Raw genomic sequence first — 20,247 nt, 5'->3', positions numbered from 1 at the left:
CGTACCAGCCGGGGCTACACCGACTTCTGGTACGAGCGGAACGTGCGGGTCGACAGCCAGACCGCGATGACGGCCAGCGCGAGAAGTGCGCCGCCGCGGCCGAGGACGACGCCCCAGTCGGGGCTCGCCGACATGGCCGAACGGCCCGCCACCATCCCCCAGTTGAGCGGGTTGAAGTCGGCGATGTGGCGCATCTGGGACGGCGCCATGAACGCCGAGGACAGGAAGGTCAGCGGCAGCAGCAGGAAGGTGTTGATGCCGATGATCGACTCGCGCTGGCGGACCAGCATGCCGAGCGCGTTGGAGAAGGCGCCGAAGACCGTGCCGAGCAGGATCGCGGCGACGGCGAGGATGAGCAGGCCGCCGAACCCGCCGGGATAGTCGGCGCCGCCGAGCTTGCCGAGCAGCAGGATGATCACCGTCTGGACGGCGATGCTGATGCCGTTCTGCACCACGTTGGCGTTCATCAGGGCGCTGCGGCTGACCGGCGTGGTGAGGAAGCGGTTGAGGGTGCCCCGCTCGATCTCCTCCAGGGTGCCCATGCCGGCCCACATGCTGGAGCCGAGCGCGCTCATCAGCACGATGCCGGGCACGAGGTAGTCCAGATAGGAGGTGGTGCCGAAGCCGCCGAGCTGGACGACCTTCTTGAAGAGGTTGCCGAAGAGGAACAGCCAGATCACCGGCTGGATCAGGGTGATCAGGAGATAGGCGGGCTGACGGAAGATCGCCATCAGCTGACGCTGCGTCATGTACCAGGTCTGGGCAAGGGCGTTGGAGCCCTTGAGGCCGCTGCTCGGGGTCCGGGTCACGGTGTCGGTGGTCATCGCGCATCTCCCGCGGTGGCGAGGACGGAGGCTTCGGCTGCCGCCTCGGCCTCGGAGTAGCGGCGTCCGGCATGGCGGAGGTAGACGTCGTCGAGGGAGGGGCGGGCGACGGTCGCCGCGGCGACGGAGGCTCCGGCCCGCTCCAGGGCGGCGAGCAGAACGGGGACGGCGGCCGCCCCGTCGTCGGCGCGGGCGCTGACCCGGCGGCCGTCGAGCAGCACTTCGTGCACCCCGGGCAGCCCGGTGAGCGCCTCGCGCAGCAGTGAGCGCTCGGTGACGGCCTCGCGCAGCTCCACGTGAACGGCGTCGCCGCGGAGTTCGCCCTTCAGTTCGTCGGGCGTGCCCTCCACGACGACCCGGCCGCGGTCGACGATCGCGATCCGCTCGGCGAGCCGGTCGGCCTCTTCGAGGTAGTGGGTGGTCAGCACGATGGTGAGCCCCTCGTCGCCGGCGAGGCTGGAGATCTCCTCCCACATCGCGGTGCGGGCCTCGGGGTCGAGCCCGGTGGTCGGCTCGTCCAGGAACAGCACCTCGGGCCGGTGCACCAGGCCGAGCGCCACGTCGAGGCGGCGTTGCATACCGCCCGAGTACCCCTTGACGATGCGCTTTCCGGCGTCGGCGAGGCCGAACCGCTCCAGGAGCTCGTCGACCCGGCGGCGGAGTGCCGCACCGGTCAGACCGTACAGCCGGCCCTGGAGCTGGAGGTTCTCGCGGCCGGTGGCGACGGGGTCGGCGCCGGACCTCTGCGCCACCACGCCGATCGCGCGGCGGACCCGGTCGGGGTGGCGCAGCACATCGTGCCCGGCGACGGTCGCGGTGCCGCTGTCGGGGCGCGCGAGGGTGGTGAGGATCTTGACGGTGGTGGACTTGCCGGCGCCGTTGGGCCCGAGCAGTCCGAAGACCTTGCCGGCTTCGACGGTGATGGCCATGCCGTTGAGGGCGGTGACATCACCGTCCTCGACGGTGATGGCCATGCCGTTGAGGGCGGTGACATCACCGGGGTACGTCTTGATCAGGTTGCGCGCCGCTACTGCGGGCGCCCGGGTGCTCATGACGGAGCTCTCCTGTGGTGGGCGGGGTGGTCGGTGGTGACGGACCGATCCGCGTGAGGAGCGCCGGGCTATCCTTGGCGTGCCGCACCCTCGATCGCCTGGCCTGCTCCGCGCAGGTCCGGTCCGGGGTCGCAACCCCGGCGTGGGCTGCTGCAACAGTCCGTGCCGGGGTTCTTCTGTGAACGGTGCGTCCGCGGCTAGGGGGTGTCCGCGGACCGCGTACGGGAGTGGTCCTCCTCCAAGTCCAGCCATTCCTGCGGGACTTCGCCCGTGGAATGCAGGCTGCGCCATCCGTCGAGGCCGCTGAGGGTGCCTTCGGCGATCTCCTTGAGAAAGCCGCGCACCCACTCCGCCTCGGCGTCCATCATGTGGAGCTGGTACTCGGTCTCCACCAGGAAGAACCGGGGCAGCGTCTCGCACAGTTTCCGCAGAGCTCCCCTGAGCCCGGCGGCCTGCACTTCCAGTTTGCTGAGCCGCTGCTCAAGGAGCGCGGTCACCTCGCCGGGCGGAAGTACGCCCATGAGGGACAGCGCCGTCTCGAAGATCGGGAACTCGTGCACGGGCACCGAGACGATGTCCGCCATCCAGTCGAGCATCTCCTCGCGGCCCGTCGCGGTGAGCGCGTAGAGGGTGCGCTCGGGGCGGTTGCCTTGCCGCTGCACCTCGGCGACCTCGACGAATCCATGTTTTTCGAGGTTCTGGACGACGGTGTAGAGCGAACCGTAATTGATCTTGATGCTGTACTCCTTGCCGCGCTGGCGCAGAGTCTGGGCGATCTCGTACGGATGCATCGACGGCCGCTCGGAGAGCAGCACCATGACTGCCAGCGCCAACGGGTTGCCGAGCTTGCGCCGCCTGACCGCCATCATCATCACCTCGTTCCCGAATACTCGTAGCCGAACATATCTCGACAGGTCGCGTGTCGTCAACCACGATGTATCGTGAATTTGCCCAGGCCGAGGGCGGCTGCATCGACGCGGAAACCCGTTCGCGGCCCCGCCAAGCACTGGCTAGCGTGATCGACATGGCATCGGCACGGGAACAGGCGGACCGCGCGGCGGGTGCCGTGGTCGGCTCGGCGGTGGGCGACGCACTGGGCGCGCCGTTCGAGTTCGGGCCGCCCGGGGTGTATTCGGCGCGGTTCCCCGACGGCATCGGCACGATGTGCGGAGGCGGCGGCTGGGACCCGGGCGAGGCGACCGACGATACGCAGATGGCCGTACTCGTGGCCGATTCCCTCCGGGAACACGGGGGCCTCGAACTGGCCGACATCTTCCGGCGGTTCCAGCGCTGGGCGGCCGCGGAGCCCAAGGACATCGGGCTCCAGACCGAGGACGTCCTGACGAACGGCGAGCCCTGGGATCGCGCGGCCGCGCGGCATTTCGAGGTCAACCACCGTGCGGCGGGCAACGGTTCGCTGATGCGGGCCACTACCTCCGCGGTCTACTTCGCCGGCGCCGGACGCGAGGCGACGATGGCCGCGGCCCGACGCATCGCGGCGCTCACCCACGGCGACCGGGCCGCCTGGGAAGGCACGGCGATCTACCACGACCTGGTACGTGTCGCGCTGAGCGGCGCCGATCCGCTGAAGGCCGTGCCGGACGCGCTGGCCGCCGTGCACCCCGACCACCGGGCCCGCTGGTCGGCGGTCCTGGCGCCCGACTGGCACCCCGACGACGCGACGGAGTTCAACGGCGCGGTGTGGCCCTGTCTCGGCTCCGCCCTCTGGGCGCTGCGCACGACGGGCTCCTTCGAGCAGGCCCTGGGCGCGGCGATCGACCTGGGTGGGGACACGGACACGGTGGCCGCGGTGACGGGCGGGCTGGCCGGGGCCCGCTACGGACTGGCGGCCGTCCCCGCTCGCTGGACGGTCCCGCTCCACGTCCCCCTGCCCGGCTTCGGCACCCGGGTCCTGGGGGCGGCCGAACTCGCCGATCTGGCACGGGAGTTGGCGGGCTAGGGGGTCACCTCGCGGGGAGCTCCGGGCGGTTCAGGACGCCCCCGCGATGCGCAGGGCCGCGTCCGCCGTGGCCTGCGCGAAGACCGGCACGTCGCGTCCCGGCGCCGAGCGGTGGATCAGGATGACGCCCTCGATCAGGCCGAAGACCAGATCCGTACGCAGCGCGAGCGCATCCGCTTCCAGGGCGGCACAGGCCTCCGTCCCGGCCAGCAGCTCCCCGTACGCCTCCTTCAGCTCGGCGCGTATTCGGTGGAAGACCGCGAAGCGCTCGGCCCGCACCTCGGGGAGCAGATACAGCGCCCCCAGGTTGTACGGCCCGCCGCACAGCAGCTGCACGTCCGAGCGGCACAGCTCGCGCAGCCGGTCCTCGGCACCGCGCGAGGTATCGGCCAGGAGCCGGCGGGCCAGTTCGAGGGAGGGGGTGACCGTCGATTCAAGGAGCTCGGCGAGGAGGTCCTCCTTGCCGGAGAAGTAGTGGTACATCGTGGCCTGCCGCAGGCCCGCCCGGTCCGCCACCGCCCTGGTCGTGGTCGCCGCGTATCCGCGCAGCGTGAACAACTCGGCCGCCGCGCACAGCAGTTCATCGCGCGCCGCGAGCCCGCTGTCCGGCCGCTGTACCGCCCGCGGCCGACCGACCCGTCGTCCCGTCGTCGTGCTCATGAATCCGATCGTCGCACACACCACTGACAACGCTTCCGGACGATGATTCCGCACTGCTGCCGCCCGGCTGCCGACGCCCGTTAGGGGTCGGGCCGAGCTGCACGGTGAAGCCCCGGTGGACACGGCGCGGCCCCCACCGGACACCGGTGGGGGCCGTCCGTACGCCCGGCCCGCTCAGCCCACCGAGCTGTAGGCGACCACACCGCGCAGCAGCGCGTCGACCGCCCGGCGGGCGTTCTTGGCGACGGTGCTGTTCTCGCGCGGGGCGGCGGCCGCGATCTGGCCGAGGACGTCGATGACCTGCTTGCACCAGCGGACGAAGTCACCCGCGGGCATGTCCGCCTCGCGGAGCACCTCGTCGAGGCCCTTGTCGGAGGCCCACTGGTAGGCGGCCCAGGCGAAGCCGAGGTCGGGCTCGCGCTGGCCGACGCCCTCCGCCTGGTTGATCTTGTGGTCCTCTTCGAGGGCGTCGAGCCGCCCCCAGATCCGCACCATTTCACCGAGCGCGGCCTTGGCCTTGCCGGAGGGCGTCTTGGGCGCCACGGCGTCGTCGGACTGCCGCGCCTCGTACACCAACGCCGATACGCAGGCGGCCAGTTCGGCCGGGGTCAGGCCTTCCCAGACACCCGCGCGCAGGCATTCGCTGGCCAGGAGGTCGAGTTCGCCGTAGAGGCGGGCGAGCCGCCTGCCGTGCTCGGTGACCTCGTCGTCGCGCAGGTAGTCGAGCTCGGTGAGCAGCGCCACGATGCGGTCGAAGGTGCGCGCGATGGTGTTCGTACGCCCCTCGATGCGCCGCTCCAGCTGCTTGGTGTCGCGCTGGAGGCGGTGGTAGCGCTCGGCCCAGCGCGCGTGGTCCTCCCGCTCGTCGCAGCCGTGGCAGGGGTGGGCGCGCAGGGCGGTGCGCAGCCGGGTGATCTCGCGGTCGTCGGCCGCTTCGGAGCGGGCCCTGCGGTGCCGCTCGGGGACGATGTGCCCGGCCTTGGTGCGCAGCGCGGACGCCAGGTCCCGGCGGGACTGCGGCGAGCGCGCGTTGAAGGACTTCGGGACGCGCATCCGCTCCAGGGCCTCGACGGGCACCGGGAAATCTATGGACGCCAGCCGCTTGACCTGCCGCTCGGCGGTCAGGACCAGGGGCCGCGGCCCGTCGTGCTGCTCGAAGCCGCGGTGTCCGTTGGTGCGGCCGGCGGGCAGCCCGGGGTCGAGGACGAGGGCGAGACCGGCGAACTTGCCGGTCGGCACGTGGATGATGTCGCCCGGCTTGAGCTTCTCCAGGGAGGCCGCGGCGGCCGCCCGGCGCTGCGCCGCGCCGTGCTTGGCGAGCTCGGTCTCGCGGTCCTTGAGGTCGCGCCGCATCCGCGCGTACTCCTCGAAGTCCCCGAGGTGGCAGTGCATGCCCTCGCGGTAGCCTTCGAGGCCCTCTTCGTTGCGCTGCACCTGGCGCGAGATGCCGACGACGGACTTGTCGGCCTGGAACTGCGCGAAGGAGGTTTCGAGCAGCTCGCGCGAGCGGTGCCGGCCGAACTGCTGGACCAGGTTGACGGCCATGTTGTACGAGGGCTTGAAGCTGGAGCGCAGCGGGTAGGTGCGCGTGCCGGCCAGACCCGCGAGCGCGCCCGGGTCCATGCCGCGCTGCCACAGGACCACCGCGTGGCCCTCGATGTCGATGCCGCGCCGCCCGGCCCGGCCGGTGAGCTGGGTGTACTCGCCGGGGGTGATGTCGGCGTGCTGCTCGCCGTTCCACTTGACGAGCTTCTCCAACACCACCGAACGCGCGGGCATGTTGATGCCGAGGGCGAGGGTCTCGGTGGCGAAGACGGCCTTCACCAGGCCCCGTACGAACAGCTCCTCCACGACCTCCTTGAAGGTGGGCAGCATGCCCGCGTGGTGGGCGGCGATGCCGCGCTCCAGGCCTTCGAGCCATTCGTAGTAGCCCAGGACGTGCAGGTCCTCGCCGGGGATGGAGGCGGTGCGCTCCTCGACGATCTCGCGGACCTTCTGGCGCGCCTCCTCGTCGTTGAGCCGCAGGCCCGCGTACATGCACTGCTGTACGGCGGCCTCGCAGGCGGCGCGGCTGAAGATGAAGGTGATGGCCGGCAACAGGCCTTCGGCGTCGAGCCGTTCGATGACTTCGGGGCGGCCGGGCGTCCAGATCCGGGAGCGCGAGCGGCGCTCGCGCTCGCGGTCGGCCTCGCGGACCATCTTGCCGCGGCGCCGGTCGCGCGGGTTGTACGTCTTCTGGTTCTCCATCCGCGCCATGCGCAGCAGGTCGGGGTTGACCTCGCGCCTGCCGACCCCGCGGCCGCCGTGGTCGGACTCCTCCTCGAAGAGGTCGTACATCCGGCGCCCGGCCATGACGTGCTGCCACAGCGGCACGGGGCGGTTCTCGGAGACGATCACTTCGGTGTCGCCGCGGACGGTGTCGAGCCAGTCGCCGAACTCCTCGGCGTTGGAGACGGTCGCGGAGAGCGAGACCAGGGTGACCGATTCGGGGAGGTGGATGATCACCTCTTCCCAGACGGCGCCGCGGAAGCGGTCGGAGAGGTAGTGCACCTCGTCCATCACCACGTAGCCGAGGCCGATGAGGGCCTGGGAGCTCGCGTACAGCATGTTGCGGAGCACCTCGGTGGTCATGACGATCACGGGTGCGTCGGCGTTGACGCTGTTGTCACCGGTCAGCAGGCCCACCTTGCCGGGGCCGTAGCGCCGTGTGAGGTCGGCGTACTTCTGGTTGGACAGCGCCTTGATGGGCGTGGTGTAGAAGCATTTGCGGCCCTGCTGAAGGGCCAGGTGCACGGCGAACTCGCCGACGATGGTCTTGCCGGAGCCGGTGGGGGCGGCGACGAGCACGCCCTTTCCGGCTTCGAGGGCCTGGCAGGCCTCGATCTGGAAGGGGTCCAGATCGAAGTCGTACAGGTCGCGGAAGGGTGCGAGCGCGGTGGCCTGCTCGACGGCGCGGAGCCGGGCAGCTGCGTACGCTTCGGCTGGTGAGAGGTCCTCTGTCATCTTGTCTTCGAGCCTACCCGCCGCCTCTGACAGAGGTCGCGATCTTTATCGGGGACCGGAAAGCGCCGGCCTTCCGGCCGGGCGCCGGTACGGGTGCCAATACCCGCACGGCACCGCGTACACACTCCGCGGTCAGCGGGAGCGGACCGAGCCGTTCCCCGTCGGCGTATCCGGTGATGCCGTCGGCGGCCAGCGCGATCGTGGCGACGCGGTGGGTGGTGACCACGGGGTGGCCGAGGTGGGTGCCCCGGTAGACCTTCGGGAAGACCTTGATCAGCGTCGTACGGGAGCAGTCGCCGACAACGGTGACGTCGAAGAGGCCGTCGGTCAGGTCGGCGTCGGCGCAGATCCGCATGCCTCCTCCGTAGGAGGAGGCGTTTCCGACGGCGACGAGGGTCGCCTCGATCTCGCGGGTCTCGCCGCCATCGAGGGTGATCTTGTACGGGATCGGCTTGAAGGCGGCGAGTTCGGCGAGCATCGCGAGGTCGTACTTGAAGCGGCCGCTCGGCCAACGCATGCGGTTGCCGCGGTCGTTGACCCGGGAGTCGAAGCCGGAGGCGAGGACGGTCGCGAACCAGCGGTCGCCGGTCCGGCCGAGGTCGATGTCCCTGATGTGCGCGCCCTTGAGGGCTCCGGCCGCGAGCGCTCCGGCGCGGGCCGGGTCGCGTATGGGCAGGCCGAGGGCGCGGGCGAAGTCGTTGCCGGTGCCGACGGCGACGACACCGAGCGGGGTCGGGGTGCCCGCGACGGCCTGGAGGGCGAGGTTGACCATGCCGTCGCCGCCGACGGTGATCAGCGCTCCGGTGCCGCCCCCGACGGCCTCGCGGGCGCGGCGCAGGGCGTCCTCGGCGTTCTCACCGAGGACGGTGCGTACGGAGAATCCGGCGGCCCGCAACGCGGAAGCGGCCGGCTGCGCGGCGTGCGCGCCCCGGCCGCGTCCCGCGGTGGGATTGACGAAGAGGGTGATCTCGCTGGTCACCCGCCGGACCTTACAAGGTCCGGCGATCGCGTCAAGGTCAGGTGATGTCGTCGTATCCGCCCAGCTTGCTGGACCGGCCGCCGTCGGACTGCTCGGGCAGGGCCGGGGGCGAGGTCACGGGTTCGACGGCGCCGACGTCCTCGGGGGTGAGGTCGAGATCGGAGGCCTCGTCGTCGGCGGGACCGGCGTCGGCACGCTCCTTGCGGCGCTTGTCGTTCAGCAGGGCGATGCCGACGGCGACGAAGTAGAGGGCGACGATCGGGGCGGCGAGCGAGAGCATCGACACCGGGTCGACGGTCGGCGTCGCGAAGGCCGCGAAGATCGTGACGCCCATGATCATTCCGCGCCACCAGCCCAGCATGCGGCGGCCGGTGAGGATGCCGCTGAAGTTGAGCATGATGAGGAAGAGCGGCAGCTCGAAGGAGAGGCCGAAGACGATGATCATGCGCGTGACGAGGTCGAGGAGCTCGTTCAGCGGCAGGAGGTTGGCCACGCCCTGCGGCGTGAAGTCGAGCAGCACCCTGGCCGCGGCGGGCAGCACGTTGTACGAGAACCAGCCGCCGGCCACGAAGAGCGGGAAGCCCGCCGCCACGAAGCCCAGCGAGTACTTCTTCTCGTGCTTGTGCAGACCGGGCGCAACGAACGCCCACAGCTGGTAGAGCCAGACCGGGCTGGCGGCCACCACACCAGCCACGAGCGACACCTTGATCATCAGGGTGAACGGCCCCATGAGGCCGGACATCGTGATGTTGCCGCAGGTCTCGCCGTCGCCCTTCTTCGCGAGTTCGGCGAAGGAGACCTTGCAGTCGACCGCGGACTTGATCGGCTCGGTGATCACTTCCACGATCTGCTTGTAGTAGAACGCCGCCACCACGGCGCAGACCAGGATCGCGAACACCGACTTCGCGAGCCGGTTGCGCAGCTCGCGAAGATGGTCCGAGAGCGGCATCCGCCCCTCGGGGTCCTTCTGTTGTGTGCGGGCAGACTTGAGCAACCCACGTCCTCATCTCGTGCGGCAGGTCGCTCTGGTCACGGAGGTGAACAGCGCCTGCTTCGGCCCGGTGTCAGCGCTGCGTCGAATCCGTCGGCTCGGCCACCGGACGCGCGCTGTGCACATCGCCGGGAGCGGACTGGATGGTGCGCTGGGCCGGCGGCTGCTCGCCCGGGGTCGGCGGGTCGGTCGCGGCCGTCTGCTGCCCCTCGGCCTTCATGGCCTTGGCCTCGCTCTTCAGGATGCGGGCCGACTTTCCGAGCGACCGCGCCATGTCCGGGAGCTTCTTCGCGCCGAACAGCAGGAAGACGACGATGAGGATGAGAATGATCTCGGGGGCGCCGAGCCTTCCGAACATAAGCGTTTACCTTCTCACCGAGACTGCGTGGGGTGGGGCTGCGAACGGCAGCCGGACTGGTGTCCGACCGCCTTACGTGCAGCGATCGTAACGCGCAGGGGTGAACGTCGGGCAATCCCCGTGCGTACTCCCGTTGCGGGCCGTGCCTCGCTACCCGGACCGCGTTGTGCAGCGTACCGCCCCGAAACGTACGACATCAGAGCGCACCGGTCATCTCAGCGTTTCCCCGGCACCCGCGAGGTCGACGGCGGCGCGCTCCAGGTCCTCGGCGGCGCGGTTGATCTTGCTGGTGGTGTCGGCCACTTGGCGGCCGAGCCGCTGCGCCTCGACGAAGACCTTGACGGCGAGGACGCCGAGCACGGCGATCCCGAGGAAACCGAGGGCGATGGCGGTCATCGGCCAGAACATGGAGGGGGACCCTAGACGGTGGAGTGGAGGCGGAGGGTGCGGACACCGCCGCCGGAGAGCAGTTCGACAATGCGCTCGCCGGCCGGCTTGCGGACGGCCGAGCCGCACTCGGGGCAGGTGAAGGAGTAGAAGGTGGTGCGGCGGCTGGCGCCGATCGCCAGCCGGAGCGCGGCCGCGCCGAGCTCGAAGCGGGCGCGGCACTCCGGGCAGGCGGCCTTGAAGAGGACCGGGATCACGGGACGGGAAAGACCGGGCAGCACCGACATGCAGCTCTCCTCAGCTCAGGTGATCGGGCGTGGGCGGTTCCTCATATCCGGCCAGCGCCTCGCGGGCTGCGCGCCGGGCGCTCTGCGCGAGGTCGTCCGGCGAGACGATCCGGCCGTCCTGGCCGAGCCGCAGCGCCAGGCGCCGCAGCGATGCCGGGTCGGGCGTGCGCAGCGTGATCCGCAGACCGCCGTCGGGGAGCTCCTCGGCGCTGTCGTGCGGGTAGTACTCGGCGACCCAGCGGCCGCCGGGAGCGACCTCCACGACGACCTCGGGGTCCTCGGCGGACGGCTGCACGAGCCCCTCGGACAGGTCGCGCAGTTCGAGCTCGGGCGGGGCGGACGCCTCGTCGAGCAGGCGAATCTCGGCCACCCGGTCCAGCCGGAAGGTGCGCCGGGCCTCCGAGAGCCGGCACCACGCCTCCATATAGGTGTGGCCGACGGCGAAGAGCCGGATCGGGTCGACCTCGCGCTCGGTGAGCTCGTCGCGCGCGGGCGAGTAGTACTTCACCCACAGCCGGCGGCGCTCCGAGATCGCCCGGTCGACCTCGGCGAAGACGCCACCCTCGGACTCGAAGGTGACCGAGAGCCGCGAGCTGGCACCCGCGGCCTCGCCGGCCGCGGCCTCCAGCTTGGCGGTGGCGCGCAGCAGCGCCTGCCGGTCGCCCTCGCGCAGGCCGGGGAGGGTGGAGACGGCACGTGCCGCGACGAGCAGCGCGGTCGCCTCGTCGGCGGCGAGCCGCAGGGGCTCGGCGACATCGTCCGGGTTGTGCCACCAGATGCGGTCGCCGTCGGTGTCGATGTCCAGGAGGTCGCCGCCCCGGAAGCTGGTGCCGCACATGGGCAGCACATCGAGGTCGGAGATCAGCTCGTCCTCGGTGATGCCGAAGGCGCGGGCGACGTCCCCGACACGGGCGCCGGGACGCTCGCGCAGATAGGTCACCAGCGACAGCATCCGCCGGGTCTGGTCGATGGCATTGGCAGCCATGGTCTACGGTCCCCCTCAGCCCTTGGCCACGGCGCGCAGCCGGTCGATCACGTCGGCCCGCAGGTCGGCGGGCTCCAGCACGACGACGTCGGGGCCGAATTCCACCAGGTGGGCATCGAGCCCGTGCCCGTACGGAATCTCCAACTCCGCCCAGCCGTCGCCGAGTTCCCGGACCGAGGTGGCGCGGGAGCGCAGCGGGTAGCCTGCCCCGGCCCGCAGCCGGATCCGGGCCGAGCGGGTCGCGGTCTCCCCCGCCCAGGTCTCGACGGTCTCGCGCACGGTGACGACGTCGGGCACGGGCGCGGTGAAGGCGCCCGCCCGGGAGCGGACCTTGCCGGAGATGCGGCTGAGCCGGAAGACCCGCTCGGCACCCCGGTCGCGGTCCCAGCCGGCCAGGTACCAGTGGCCGCGCCAGCACTCCAGGACCCACGGCTCGACATGCCGGGTCTCGGGGCGTACGGCGGTGGCCTTGCGGTAGTCGAAGACGACCGGGCGCCGGTCGCGGCAGGCCAGCATCAAGGGTTCGAAGGCCGTCTCGTGGACCGGGATGCGCGGTTCGATCGCACTGTGCTCATACGGATTGTGGGCCTCCGGCATCCCGGCGGCGCGCAGCTTCTGGAGCGCGCCGCTGGCCGCTCCGGCGAGCCGGGCCTGCTGCCAGACGCGGGCGGCGAGCCCGAGGGCCGCGGCCTCCTCGGCGTCGAGCTGGACCGGGGGCAGCCGGTTGCTGTCGCGGCGGGCGAGGTAGCCGGTCTCGCCGTCGAGGTTCTCGACGGTCTCGATGACCAGGCCGAGCTCGCGCAGATCGTCCTTGTCGCGCTCGAACATCCGGTTGAAGGAGTCGTCGGACCCGGCTTCGAGATAGGCCTCGATGGACGCGCGCAGCTCCCGCTTGCTGAGTGCGCGCCGTGTCCCGAGCAGACACAGCGCCAGGTTCATCAGCCGCTCGGCCTTGGCGATCGCCATCGATGCCCTACGCCCTCTCTCGTATTGCGCTACGACCGCTGACCGTACCGCCCCGGGCTGCCCGGGCAAAGCCGAGGGCCCGTGCCAGGAGGCACGGGCCCTCGGTCTGATCAGGTCCGATCGCTCAGGACTGATCGAGGTGCGGCTCAGACGCCCATCAGGTCGCAGACGAAGATCAGCGTCTCGCCCGGGGCGATGGCACCGCCGGCGCCGCGGTCGCCGTAGGCGAGGCGCGCGGGGATGGTCAGCCGACGGCGACCGCCGACCTTCATGCCCTGGATGCCCTGGTCCCAGCCTTCGATGACCTGACCGGCACCGAGCTTGAACTCCAGCGGGTTGCCGCGGTTCCAGGAGGCGTCGAACTCCTCGCCGGTGGAGAAGGCCACTCCCACGTAGTGGACCTTGACGAAGTCTCCGGCCTTGGCGACGGCGCCGTCGCCCTCCCAGATCTCCTTGATCTCCAGGTCCGCCGGCGGCTGACCCTCGGGGAAGTCGATCTCGGGCTTGTCGATGCTCACGTAATGCTCCTACTTATCGCTATGGGCAACCGGAACAGTCTTACATTGCTCCGACGATGTCCACGACGAAGACGAGCGTCGAGTTGGCCGGGATGTCCGCGCCCTGGGCCTTGTCCTTGTAACCCTGCTCCGGCGGGATGACCAGCAGGACACGGCTGCCGACCTTCTTGCCGACCAGGCCCTTGTCCCAGCCCTCGATGACCTGGCCCTGGCCGATCACGGTCGAGAACGGGGCGCCGGTCTTCCACGAGGTGTCGAACAGCTTCGCCTTGTCCAGGCCCTCGTTGGGCTTCCAGGTGGCACCGCTGTACTGCATGAAGACGGTCTGGCCGCTCTTGACCTCGGCGCCCTTGCCCTCGATGAGGACCTGGTCGACCAGGGTCTTCGGCGGGTCGTTCTTCGGGACGGTGATCGTGGCGGCCTCGTCCTTGTCCGCCTTGATCTGCGGCAGGTTGGACGGGATCGCCGCCTGCGTGCCCTCCACCTTCTTCGGCATCACGCTGTCGATGTCGAGGACGAAGACCAGGTTGTCGGTGGGCCCGACCCCGAGCTCCTGCTTGCCCGCGGAGCCGAACGCGGCGGCCGGCGGAGCGACGACCAGGACGCGGCTGCCGACCTTCTGGCCGAGCACCGCTTCACTGAACGCCGGGATGTACGTCTGCGAGCCCGCCGGGATGACCTGCGGGGCGCCGCCCTGGTCGTAGGAGCCGGCGAGGTCCTTGCCGCTCTTCCAGATCTTGCCGGTGTACTTCGTGACCGCCAGGTCGTCCTTCTTGACCTCGGGGCCGGTGCCCTCGGTCAGCGTCTTGACGACGAACTTCCCGCTCGGGTCGCCCTTGGGGATGGTGATCGTGGGCTTCTTGCCCGCGTCGCCCGCGACGGTGGGCATCGGCGAGGCATCGGACACCGGCTTGGGGGCGGCGGGCTGCGACGCCTTGTCGGAGGGGGAGGCGGACGCGTCCGTCTTCTTCGCTCCGTCGCCACCTCCTCCGCAGGCCGCGGTGAGCATCAGGGCCGGCACGATGAGCGCGGCAGCAAGTCGGCGTCGCACAGTGGTCCTCGGGGTAGCTGGAATGGTCGGAGCGGCCACTCTACGGCCCCACTCCCGTACCACAAGGGTGCGGCATGCCCGGGGGCCCCGTACGCCACAGCGTGCGGGGCCCCCGGTCGGGACGGCTCGTCGGGGCTCACATCCCGGCGATCAGCTTCTCCACCCGGTCGTCCACCGACCGGAACGGGTCCTTGCACAACACGGTGCGCTGCGCCTGGTCGTTGAGCTTCAGATGCACCCAGTCGACGGTGAAGTCCCGCCGCTGCTCCTGCGCGCGGCGGATGAAGTCGCCGCGCAGCCGGGCCCGAGTGGTCTGCGGGGGCACCGACTTGCCCTCGAAGATCTTCAGGTCGTTGCAGATCCTGGCCGCCTGGCCCTTGCGCTCCAGGAGGTAGTACAGGCCCCGGCGGCGGTGGATGTCGTGGTAGGCGAGGTCTATCTGGGCGACCCGGGGGTGCGACATGGTCATGTTGTTCTTGGCCCGGTACCGCTCGATGAGCTGGTACTTCATGACCCAGTCGATCTCGGTGCCGATCCGGTCGAGGTCCTCCGCCTCGATGGCGTCCAGGGTGCGGCCCCACAGTTCGAGGACCTGGTCGACGGTGCCGGTGCGGATGCCGCGGCGCTCCACGAAGTCGACGGCCTTCTCGTAGTACTCGCGCTGCACTTCGAGGGCGGAGGCCTCGCGCCCGCTGGCCAGACGCACCTTGCGCTGGCCCGTGATGTCGTGGGAGACCTCGCGGATCGCCCGGATCGGGTTCTCCAGGGTGAGGTCGCGCATGACCGTACCGGCCTCGATCATGCGCAGTACGAGGTCGGTGGCACCGACCTTGAGGAGCATGGTCGTCTCGGACATGTTGGAGTCGCCGACGATGACGTGCAGCCGGCGGTAGCGCTCGGCGTCCGCGTGCGGTTCGTCCCGGGTGTTGATGATGGGACGCGAGCGGGTGGTGGCGGAGCTGACGCCCTCCCAGATGTGCTCGGCGCGCTGGCTGACGCAGTAGACCGCGCCGCGCGGGGTCTGCAGCACCTTGCCGGCGCCGCAGATCAACTGGCGGGTGACGAGGAACGGAATGAGGATGTCCGCGAGCCGGGAGAACTCTCCGTGACGGGCGACGAGATAGTTCTCGTGGCAGCCGTAGGAGTTTCCCGCCGAGTCGGTGTTGTTCTTGAAGAGATAGACGTCGCCCGCGATTCCCTCCTCGTGCAGGCGGCGTTCGGCGTCGACGAGCAGGCCTTCGAGAATGCGCTCGCCGGCCTTGTCGTGCGTGACCAGTTCGGTCACGTTGTCGCATTCGGGAGTTGCGTATTCCGGATGCGATCCCACGTCGAGGTAGAGGCGGGCGCCGTTCCGCAGAAAGACGTTGCTGCTGCGGCCCCATGACACAACACGGCGGAAGAGGTAGCGCGCCACTTCGTCAGGTGACAGTCGGCGCTGTCCCCTGAACGTGCACGTGACGCCGTACTCGTTCTCCAGCCCGAAAATGCGGCGGTCCATGAGGGAACATTACGCCTGATGGCCTGAGCTGAAACCGGGTTCGACAGCACGGTTTCGATCATTTTCATCAACTCCCGCGACCTCGCACGTATGCCCGGGAGCTGCGAGGACCCGCTGGGTGGCGAGCAGCACGACGAGTGCGGCGATTCCGCCGCCGCCCGCGACCGCGAAACTCGCGCCGGTTCCGCCGAGTTCGACCGCCGGGCCCGCGGCCGCCGTACCGAGCGCGGTGCCGACGCCGAAGGCGGTCACCAGCCACGAGAACGCCTCGGTGACCGTGCCGCGCGGGGCGTGCCGGTCGACGACGATGAACGCGCAGGCGATGGACGGCGCGAGGAAGAGACCGGAGACCACGGTGAGCGCGGCCATCGCGGGGACGCCGGGCACCAGCGTCAGCGGCAGATAGCCGACGGCGAGCAGCGCCACGAGGATCCGCAGCCGCTTCTCGGGGGCGCCCCTCCACTTGCGGGCTCCGTAGACGAGTCCGCCGAGGAGGGCGCCGAGTCCGTTGGCGGCCATCAGCCAGCCGTAGATCGCGTCGCTGCCGTGGTCGTCGGCGTAGGCGGACGCGGCGACGATGATGGCGCCCAGCGCGAGACCGACGAAGAAGAACGAGCCGAGCAGCGCGAGCAGTCCGGGCGAGCGCAGCGCGCCGAGCCAGTGCGCCTCGCGGGGCGCCGAGCGCCAGGTCCTGGACGGTTCGCAGAGTACGACACTGAGCGCGCCCAGGACCCCGAGCGCGTTGATCAGCAACAGCGCCGTGGCGGGTGACCAGAGCGCGATGGCCACGGTGACCAGCAGCGGGCCAACCGTGAACATCACCTCCTGGGCTATCGCGTCCAGGGCGTACGCGGTGTGCACCTGGTCCTCGCGCTCCAGCACGCCGGGCCACAGGGCTCGCAGCCCGCCCTCCAGCGGCGGTGTGGCGAGCCCGGCCACGAGCACCGCGGCGTACGCCACGGCCACCGGTTCGATGCCGGCGACGGCGAGCAGGACCATGCCGAGCGCGGCCAGGACGGAGGCGGGGAGCATCACGCGGGGCTGCCCGTAGAGGTCGACGGCCCGCCCGAGCAGCGGCTGCCCGACGGCGGTGGCGACGCCGTACACGGCGGTCAGCGCGCCCGCGAGCGCGTAGCTGCCGCCCTCGGCCCGTACGAAGAAGACGACCGCGATCGCGGCGGTCGCGTTGGGCAGCCGGCCGGTGAGCGTGCCCGCGAGCAGCCGCGCGGCATGCCGGGTCCGAAGGATCTCCGCGTATCCCGCCGCCATGGGCACTCCTCAAGTGTTACGTATAACTTCCGGGGTCATACGTACCATGTGGCAAGTCCGCGGGTCCACCCCGCGCCCGCCGACCGCCCGCCCTGGAGGCCCTGTGACCAGCCCGGACAGCCCGGAATCCGCATCGGTGGCGGCCCGCGCCGGGGTGCGCGCCGCCCGCGCCGCGCTGTCCGGGCGGCCCGCCGGGACCCGGCCCACCAGCCGGGACGTGGCGAGCGCGGCCGGGGTGTCCCAGGCCACCGTCTCGCTGGTGCTCGGCGACAAATGGCGGGGCCGGGTCTCCGAGCGGACCGCGGGCCTGGTCAGACAGGCCGCGCAGGAGCTGGGCTACCGCCCCAACCTCGCCGCCCGCAGCCTGCGGCTCGGCCGCACCAGGACCGCACTCCTCGTGGTGCCCGCCATGACCAGCGAGTTCTTCGCCCAGGTCTACGCCGGCGCGGCCCGCGTCGCCGCCGAGCACGGCTTCGGCGTGGTCCTCTACCCCTCCCCCGAAGGCATCGGCCCGGCCCGGGACCCCTTCGACTCGGCGCGCACCGCGCTCGACGGGGTCATCGCCTCCTCAATGGCGGCGGGCGCGCTCGCCTCGATCCGCGGCAGCGACCTGCCGCTGGTGATGCTCGACAGCGACCCCGCCGAACCGGGCCCGGCCGCACACGTCAACCTCGACATCGCGGACGGCGTACGGCGCCTGACGGAGCATCTGCTGGGCCTCGGACACCGCCGGTTCGTGCATGTCGCGGCCGCCGTGGACTCCTGGACCTTCGTCGTACGCGCGCGGGCGCTGGCCGACGCGCTCGGCGAGGTGCCGGGCGCCGAGGTGCGCACCGTGCACGCGGCGCTCAGCGTGGACGCCGGACGGGAGGCCGCCGAACAGGCCCTTCGCGCGCCCGGTCCGCGCCCCACGGCGCTGGTCTGCGACGACGACTTCCTCGCCGCCGGGGCCTGCAAGGCGGCGCACCGGCTGGGGCTGCGCATCCCCGACGACGTGTCGGTCACCGGGTTCGAGGGCCTGACCCTGGCCACCGCACTGGAGCCGGAGCTGACCACGCTCGCGCTGCCCGCCGAGCAGGTCGGCGCCCGGGGCATGGCGGCACTGCTCGCCGTCCTCGACGGACGCCCGCCGGAGACCGGGGACCTGCCCGTGTCGCTCGCCGTACGGGGCTCAACGGCCGCGCCCCGGCCCGCATGACGCGGAACCGGGGCGCGTGAAGAGGCGCGGAACTACTCCTCCTCGGACTCCTCAAGATCCGAAGGGGCCTCGGTCGGCTCGGTCTTGGCCACGTCGGCCTGGAGCAGCCGGGAGAGCTGGCGGCCGACGATCCGCTTGAACTTCCGCTGCTGAGGCCGCGTCCGGTCCAGGACGGCGACCTCCAGGCGCTCGGCGGGGATCTCCCGCTCGGCGCCGTTCGTCTGGTTCGACAGGGCCTGCACGGCGAGCCGCAGCGCCTCGGCGAGCGACATGCCGTCCTGGTGGCGCTGGTCCAGGAAGGTGCTGATCTGCTCGGCGTTGCCGCCGACCGCGACCGAGCCGTGCTCGTCCACGATCGAGCCGTCGTGCGGCAGCCGGTAGATCTGGTCCTCTTCGGGCGTGCTGCCGACCTCGGCGACGACCAGCTCCACCTCGTACGGCTTCTCGCCGACGCTGGAGAAGATGGTGCCCAGCGTCTGGGCGTAGACGTTGGCGAGCCCCCGGGCCGTCACGTCGTGGCGGTCGTAGGTGTATCCGCGGAGGTCCGCGTACCGCACGCCGCCGATGCGGAGGTTCTCGTACTCGTTGTACTTGCCGGCGGCCGCGAAGCCGATCCGGTCGTAGATCTCGCTGAACTTGTGCAGCGCGCGGGACGGGTTCTCGCCGACGAACACGATGCCGTCGGCGTACTGGATCACGACCAGGCTGCGGCCGCGGGCGATGCCCTTGCGGGCGTACTCCGCACGGTCGGCCATGGCCTGCTGGGGTGAGACATAGAACGGGGTCGACACCGGCTAACCGTCCCTTTCTGTCAGTGGCGGGGTCATCTCGGGGCCTGCGCGGGCCTCAGAGGAGAGCGGCCCGGGGGCCGTCGGGCTGCTCCAGCCGCCGTTCCAGGATGGAGCGGGCGAGCTCGGAGGACTCCGTCTCGGTCAGCCTGCGGAATCCGTCCTCGGTGATGACGGTGACGATCGGGTAGATCCGGCGGGCCACGTCCGGGCCGCCGGTCGCCGAGTCGTCGTCGGCGGCGTCGTAGAGCGCCTGGATGACCAGGGTGGTCGCCTGCTGCTCCGTCAGATCGTCGCGGTAGAGCTTCTTCATGGAGCCCCGGGCGAAGATGGAGCCTGAGCCGGTGGCGGCGAAGCCGTGCTCCTCGGAGCGGCCGCCGGTCACGTCGTAGGAGAAGATCCGGCCCTTCTCGCGGTCGACGTCGTAGCCCGCGAAGAGGGGGACCACGGCGAGGCCCTGCATGGCCATGCCGAGGTTGCCGCGGATCATCGTGGAGAGCCGGTTCGCCTTGCCTTCCAGGGAGAGCGTGGCGCCTTCGACCTTCTCGAAGTGCTCCAGCTCCAGCTGGAAGAGCTTGACCATCTCCACCGCGAGGCCGGCGGTGCCGGCGATGCCGACCGCCGAGTACTCGTCGGCCGGGAAGACCTTCTCGATGTCGCGCTGGGCGATCATGTTGCCCATCGTGGCGCGCCGGTCACCGGCCAGGACGACTCCGCCGGGGAAGGTCGTCGCGACGATGGTCGTGCCGTGCGGCGCTTCGATGTGGCCCTGCACGGGCAGCAGGGTGCGCTTGCCGGGGAGCATCTCCGGCGAGTGCTCGGACAGGAAGTCCATGAATGAGGAGGAGCCAGGCGTCAGGAAGGCAGCTGGTAGACGCCCGGTGCCACGAGTGTTGGCTTCCACGAGTTTCCTTCCAAGTAGGCGGCAGCCCGACGGAGGATGTCGGGGTTTTCTCCCAACAGGCCGATAGCCGTATTGCAGTTGAAGCACATTACGCCTGGGACCCTACCCCTCTCGTGGGAGTGATCCACATGAACGGTCGGGTCGGACAGGCTGGTTGCGCTCTTGCCCTTGCGGGGGCACGGCGGTGCCATCGTGGGAAGCCCTGATCCCCGACCCGGGCTTCCCACGACGGACCCCGCTGTTCACATCCGTGAACTACTGTCCGCCCTTTTGCACGAAGGACCGCACGAAGTCCTCTGCGTTCTCCTCAAGGACGTCGTCGATCTCGTCCAGAACCGAGTCCACGTCGTCCGACAACTTCTCCTGTCGCTCCTTGAGGTCCTCCGAAGCCTGCGCGTCCTGCGCCTGCTCCTCGACCTCCTCGGTGGAGCGCGTCGCCTTCTGCTGGCCGCCGCCGGTGTCCTTGGTCGCCATCTACCTCACCCCGCTCGGTTCGATGTCCTTGATCAGACCCTACAAGCAGGGTCTGACATCGGCCCCGCACTTGGTGCAACGTGCGGGGCCCACCT

At 70.7% G+C, this 20,247-nt stretch carries 21 protein-coding genes and 1 pseudogene; 2 read left to right on the top strand and 20 right to left on the bottom strand.

Annotated elements, in window-relative coordinates; all coding sequences use genetic code 11:
• Positions 1–14: 14 nt before the first annotated feature.
• From ACIQ8J_RS10090 to ACIQ8J_RS10080, 3 genes are all read right to left on the bottom strand, one after another.
• Positions 15–824, bottom strand: a complete 810-nt coding sequence (locus ACIQ8J_RS10090) for an ABC transporter permease (protein WP_403265979.1) — start codon at positions 822–824, stop codon at positions 15–17.
• Entirely contained in the window at positions 821–1,876 is a 1,056-nt protein-coding gene (locus ACIQ8J_RS10085; RefSeq protein ID WP_403265977.1) for an ATP-binding cassette domain-containing protein, read from the bottom strand. Before ACIQ8J_RS10085 ends, ACIQ8J_RS10090 begins: the two co-directional genes overlap by 4 nt.
• 197 nt (positions 1,877–2,073) lie before the next feature.
• Complete coding sequence (locus ACIQ8J_RS10080; RefSeq protein ID WP_403265975.1) at positions 2,074–2,742, bottom strand: PadR family transcriptional regulator; 669 nt, start codon at positions 2,740–2,742, stop codon at positions 2,074–2,076.
• Positions 2,743–2,900: 158 nt separating this feature from the next.
• On the opposite strand from ACIQ8J_RS10080, the gene ACIQ8J_RS10075 reads away from it, so the two are divergent.
• Positions 2,901–3,836 (top strand): ADP-ribosylglycohydrolase family protein, encoded by a 936-nt coding sequence (locus ACIQ8J_RS10075; protein ID WP_403265973.1) that lies wholly within the window; start codon positions 2,901–2,903, stop codon positions 3,834–3,836.
• 30 nt (positions 3,837–3,866) lie between these two features.
• Here the strand turns inward: ACIQ8J_RS10075 and ACIQ8J_RS10070 are convergent, their stop codons facing one another.
• From ACIQ8J_RS10070 to ACIQ8J_RS10010, 13 genes are all read right to left on the bottom strand, one after another.
• Positions 3,867–4,496 carry a TetR/AcrR family transcriptional regulator gene (locus ACIQ8J_RS10070; RefSeq protein ID WP_403265970.1) on the bottom strand — a complete coding sequence of 210 codons (630 nt, stop codon included), beginning with the start codon at positions 4,494–4,496 and terminating at the stop codon, positions 3,867–3,869.
• Positions 4,497–4,670: 174 nt separating this feature from the next.
• Positions 4,671–7,499 carry a DEAD/DEAH box helicase gene (locus ACIQ8J_RS10065; RefSeq protein WP_403265967.1) on the bottom strand — a complete coding sequence of 943 codons (2,829 nt, stop codon included), beginning with the start codon at positions 7,497–7,499 and terminating at the stop codon, positions 4,671–4,673.
• A 13-nt stretch (positions 7,500–7,512) separates the two neighbouring features.
• Positions 7,513–8,478, bottom strand: coding sequence for a diacylglycerol kinase (locus tag ACIQ8J_RS10060; protein ID WP_403265964.1), 966 nt, complete (start codon positions 8,476–8,478; stop codon positions 7,513–7,515).
• Positions 8,479–8,515: 37 nt separating this feature from the next.
• Positions 8,516–9,472, bottom strand: a complete 957-nt coding sequence (gene tatC / locus ACIQ8J_RS10055; RefSeq protein ID WP_403265962.1) for a twin-arginine translocase subunit TatC — start codon at positions 9,470–9,472, stop codon at positions 8,516–8,518.
• A gap of 70 nt (positions 9,473–9,542) precedes the next feature.
• Positions 9,543–9,827 (bottom strand): Sec-independent protein translocase subunit TatA, encoded by a 285-nt coding sequence (gene tatA / locus ACIQ8J_RS10050; RefSeq protein WP_403265959.1) that lies wholly within the window; start codon positions 9,825–9,827, stop codon positions 9,543–9,545.
• A gap of 210 nt (positions 9,828–10,037) precedes the next feature.
• Positions 10,038–10,235: a hypothetical protein gene (locus ACIQ8J_RS10045; protein WP_161250581.1), complete on the bottom strand. Its 198-nt coding sequence runs from the start codon at positions 10,233–10,235 to the stop codon at positions 10,038–10,040.
• A gap of 11 nt (positions 10,236–10,246) precedes the next feature.
• Positions 10,247–10,501 (bottom strand): hypothetical protein, encoded by a 255-nt coding sequence (locus ACIQ8J_RS10040; protein WP_403265956.1) that lies wholly within the window; start codon positions 10,499–10,501, stop codon positions 10,247–10,249.
• 10 nt (positions 10,502–10,511) lie between these two features.
• Complete coding sequence (locus ACIQ8J_RS10035) at positions 10,512–11,486, bottom strand: helix-turn-helix transcriptional regulator (RefSeq protein WP_403265953.1); 975 nt, start codon at positions 11,484–11,486, stop codon at positions 10,512–10,514.
• Between the two features lie 15 nt (positions 11,487–11,501).
• Positions 11,502–12,452 (bottom strand): helix-turn-helix transcriptional regulator, encoded by a 951-nt coding sequence (locus tag ACIQ8J_RS10030; RefSeq protein WP_403265951.1) that lies wholly within the window; start codon positions 12,450–12,452, stop codon positions 11,502–11,504.
• 146 nt (positions 12,453–12,598) lie between these two features.
• A complete protein-coding gene (locus tag ACIQ8J_RS10025; protein WP_403265948.1) occupies positions 12,599–12,970 on the bottom strand; it encodes an FKBP-type peptidyl-prolyl cis-trans isomerase in 372 nt (123 codons plus the stop codon).
• Positions 12,971–13,010: 40 nt separating this feature from the next.
• Positions 13,011–14,021 carry an FKBP-type peptidyl-prolyl cis-trans isomerase gene (locus tag ACIQ8J_RS10020; RefSeq protein ID WP_403265945.1) on the bottom strand — a complete coding sequence of 337 codons (1,011 nt, stop codon included), beginning with the start codon at positions 14,019–14,021 and terminating at the stop codon, positions 13,011–13,013.
• 136 nt (positions 14,022–14,157) lie between these two features.
• Positions 14,158–15,519, bottom strand: a complete 1,362-nt coding sequence (pafA, locus tag ACIQ8J_RS10015) for a Pup--protein ligase (RefSeq protein WP_188271644.1) — start codon at positions 15,517–15,519, stop codon at positions 14,158–14,160.
• 9 nt (positions 15,520–15,528) lie between these two features.
• The gene (locus ACIQ8J_RS10010) at positions 15,529–16,788 is read right to left on the bottom strand and encodes an MFS transporter (protein ID WP_403265942.1); all 1,260 of its coding nucleotides are present in this window, start codon (positions 16,786–16,788) and stop codon (positions 15,529–15,531) included.
• A 175-nt stretch (positions 16,789–16,963) separates the two neighbouring features.
• On the opposite strand from ACIQ8J_RS10010, the gene ACIQ8J_RS10005 reads away from it, so the two are divergent.
• Positions 16,964–17,986, top strand: a complete 1,023-nt coding sequence (locus ACIQ8J_RS10005; protein WP_403266593.1) for a LacI family DNA-binding transcriptional regulator — start codon at positions 16,964–16,966, stop codon at positions 17,984–17,986.
• A 32-nt stretch (positions 17,987–18,018) separates the two neighbouring features.
• On the opposite strand, the gene prcA is transcribed toward ACIQ8J_RS10005, so the two are convergent.
• From prcA to ACIQ8J_RS09985, 4 genes and pseudogenes are all read right to left on the bottom strand, one after another.
• Positions 18,019–18,777, bottom strand: a complete 759-nt coding sequence (gene prcA, locus ACIQ8J_RS10000; protein ID WP_403265939.1) for a proteasome subunit alpha — start codon at positions 18,775–18,777, stop codon at positions 18,019–18,021.
• A 55-nt stretch (positions 18,778–18,832) separates the two neighbouring features.
• Entirely contained in the window at positions 18,833–19,678 is an 846-nt protein-coding gene (prcB, locus tag ACIQ8J_RS09995; RefSeq protein ID WP_403265936.1) for a proteasome subunit beta, read from the bottom strand.
• A pseudogene (locus ACIQ8J_RS09990) lies at positions 19,630–19,821 on the bottom strand (endonuclease domain-containing protein); the annotation flags it as partial. The pseudogene ACIQ8J_RS09990 and the gene prcB, both read right to left, overlap by 49 nt.
• A 112-nt stretch (positions 19,822–19,933) precedes the next feature.
• Positions 19,934–20,152 carry a ubiquitin-like protein Pup gene (locus ACIQ8J_RS09985; protein WP_016325855.1) on the bottom strand — a complete coding sequence of 73 codons (219 nt, stop codon included), beginning with the start codon at positions 20,150–20,152 and terminating at the stop codon, positions 19,934–19,936.
• Positions 20,153–20,247: the final 95 nt, after the last annotated feature.

It is taken from the genome of Streptomyces sp. NPDC094147 (assembly GCF_044764265.1).
GTDB lineage: Bacteria > Actinomycetota > Actinomycetes > Streptomycetales > Streptomycetaceae > Streptomyces.
This window is presented reverse-complemented; position numbering and strand designations above follow the sequence as displayed.

Bases quoted from the DNA above. Each gene is read 5' to 3' on its own strand.
- ACIQ8J_RS10090 (WP_403265979.1), bottom strand. From the start codon at position 824: ATGACCACCGACACCGTGACCCGGACCCCGAGCAGCGGCCTCAAGGGC.
- ACIQ8J_RS10085 (WP_403265977.1), bottom strand. From the start codon at position 1,876: ATGAGCACCCGGGCGCCCGCAGTAGCGGCGCGCAACCTGATCAAGACG.
- ACIQ8J_RS10080 (WP_403265975.1), bottom strand. From the start codon at position 2,742: ATGGCGGTCAGGCGGCGCAAGCTCGGCAACCCGTTGGCGCTGGCAGTC.
- ACIQ8J_RS10075 (WP_403265973.1), top strand. From the start codon at position 2,901: ATGGCATCGGCACGGGAACAGGCGGACCGCGCGGCGGGTGCCGTGGTC.
- ACIQ8J_RS10070 (WP_403265970.1), bottom strand. From the start codon at position 4,496: ATGAGCACGACGACGGGACGACGGGTCGGTCGGCCGCGGGCGGTACAG.
- ACIQ8J_RS10065 (WP_403265967.1), bottom strand. From the start codon at position 7,499: ATGACAGAGGACCTCTCACCAGCCGAAGCGTACGCAGCTGCCCGGCTC.
- tatA (WP_403265959.1), bottom strand. From the start codon at position 9,827: ATGTTCGGAAGGCTCGGCGCCCCCGAGATCATTCTCATCCTCATCGTC.
- ACIQ8J_RS10045 (WP_161250581.1), bottom strand. From the start codon at position 10,235: ATGTTCTGGCCGATGACCGCCATCGCCCTCGGTTTCCTCGGGATCGCC.
- ACIQ8J_RS10040 (WP_403265956.1), bottom strand. From the start codon at position 10,501: ATGTCGGTGCTGCCCGGTCTTTCCCGTCCCGTGATCCCGGTCCTCTTC.
- ACIQ8J_RS10035 (WP_403265953.1), bottom strand. From the start codon at position 11,486: ATGGCTGCCAATGCCATCGACCAGACCCGGCGGATGCTGTCGCTGGTG.
- ACIQ8J_RS10030 (WP_403265951.1), bottom strand. From the start codon at position 12,452: ATGGCGATCGCCAAGGCCGAGCGGCTGATGAACCTGGCGCTGTGTCTG.
- pafA (WP_188271644.1), bottom strand. From the start codon at position 15,519: ATGGACCGCCGCATTTTCGGGCTGGAGAACGAGTACGGCGTCACGTGC.
- ACIQ8J_RS10010 (WP_403265942.1), bottom strand. From the start codon at position 16,788: ATGGCGGCGGGATACGCGGAGATCCTTCGGACCCGGCATGCCGCGCGG.
- ACIQ8J_RS09985 (WP_016325855.1), bottom strand. From the start codon at position 20,152: ATGGCGACCAAGGACACCGGCGGCGGCCAGCAGAAGGCGACGCGCTCC.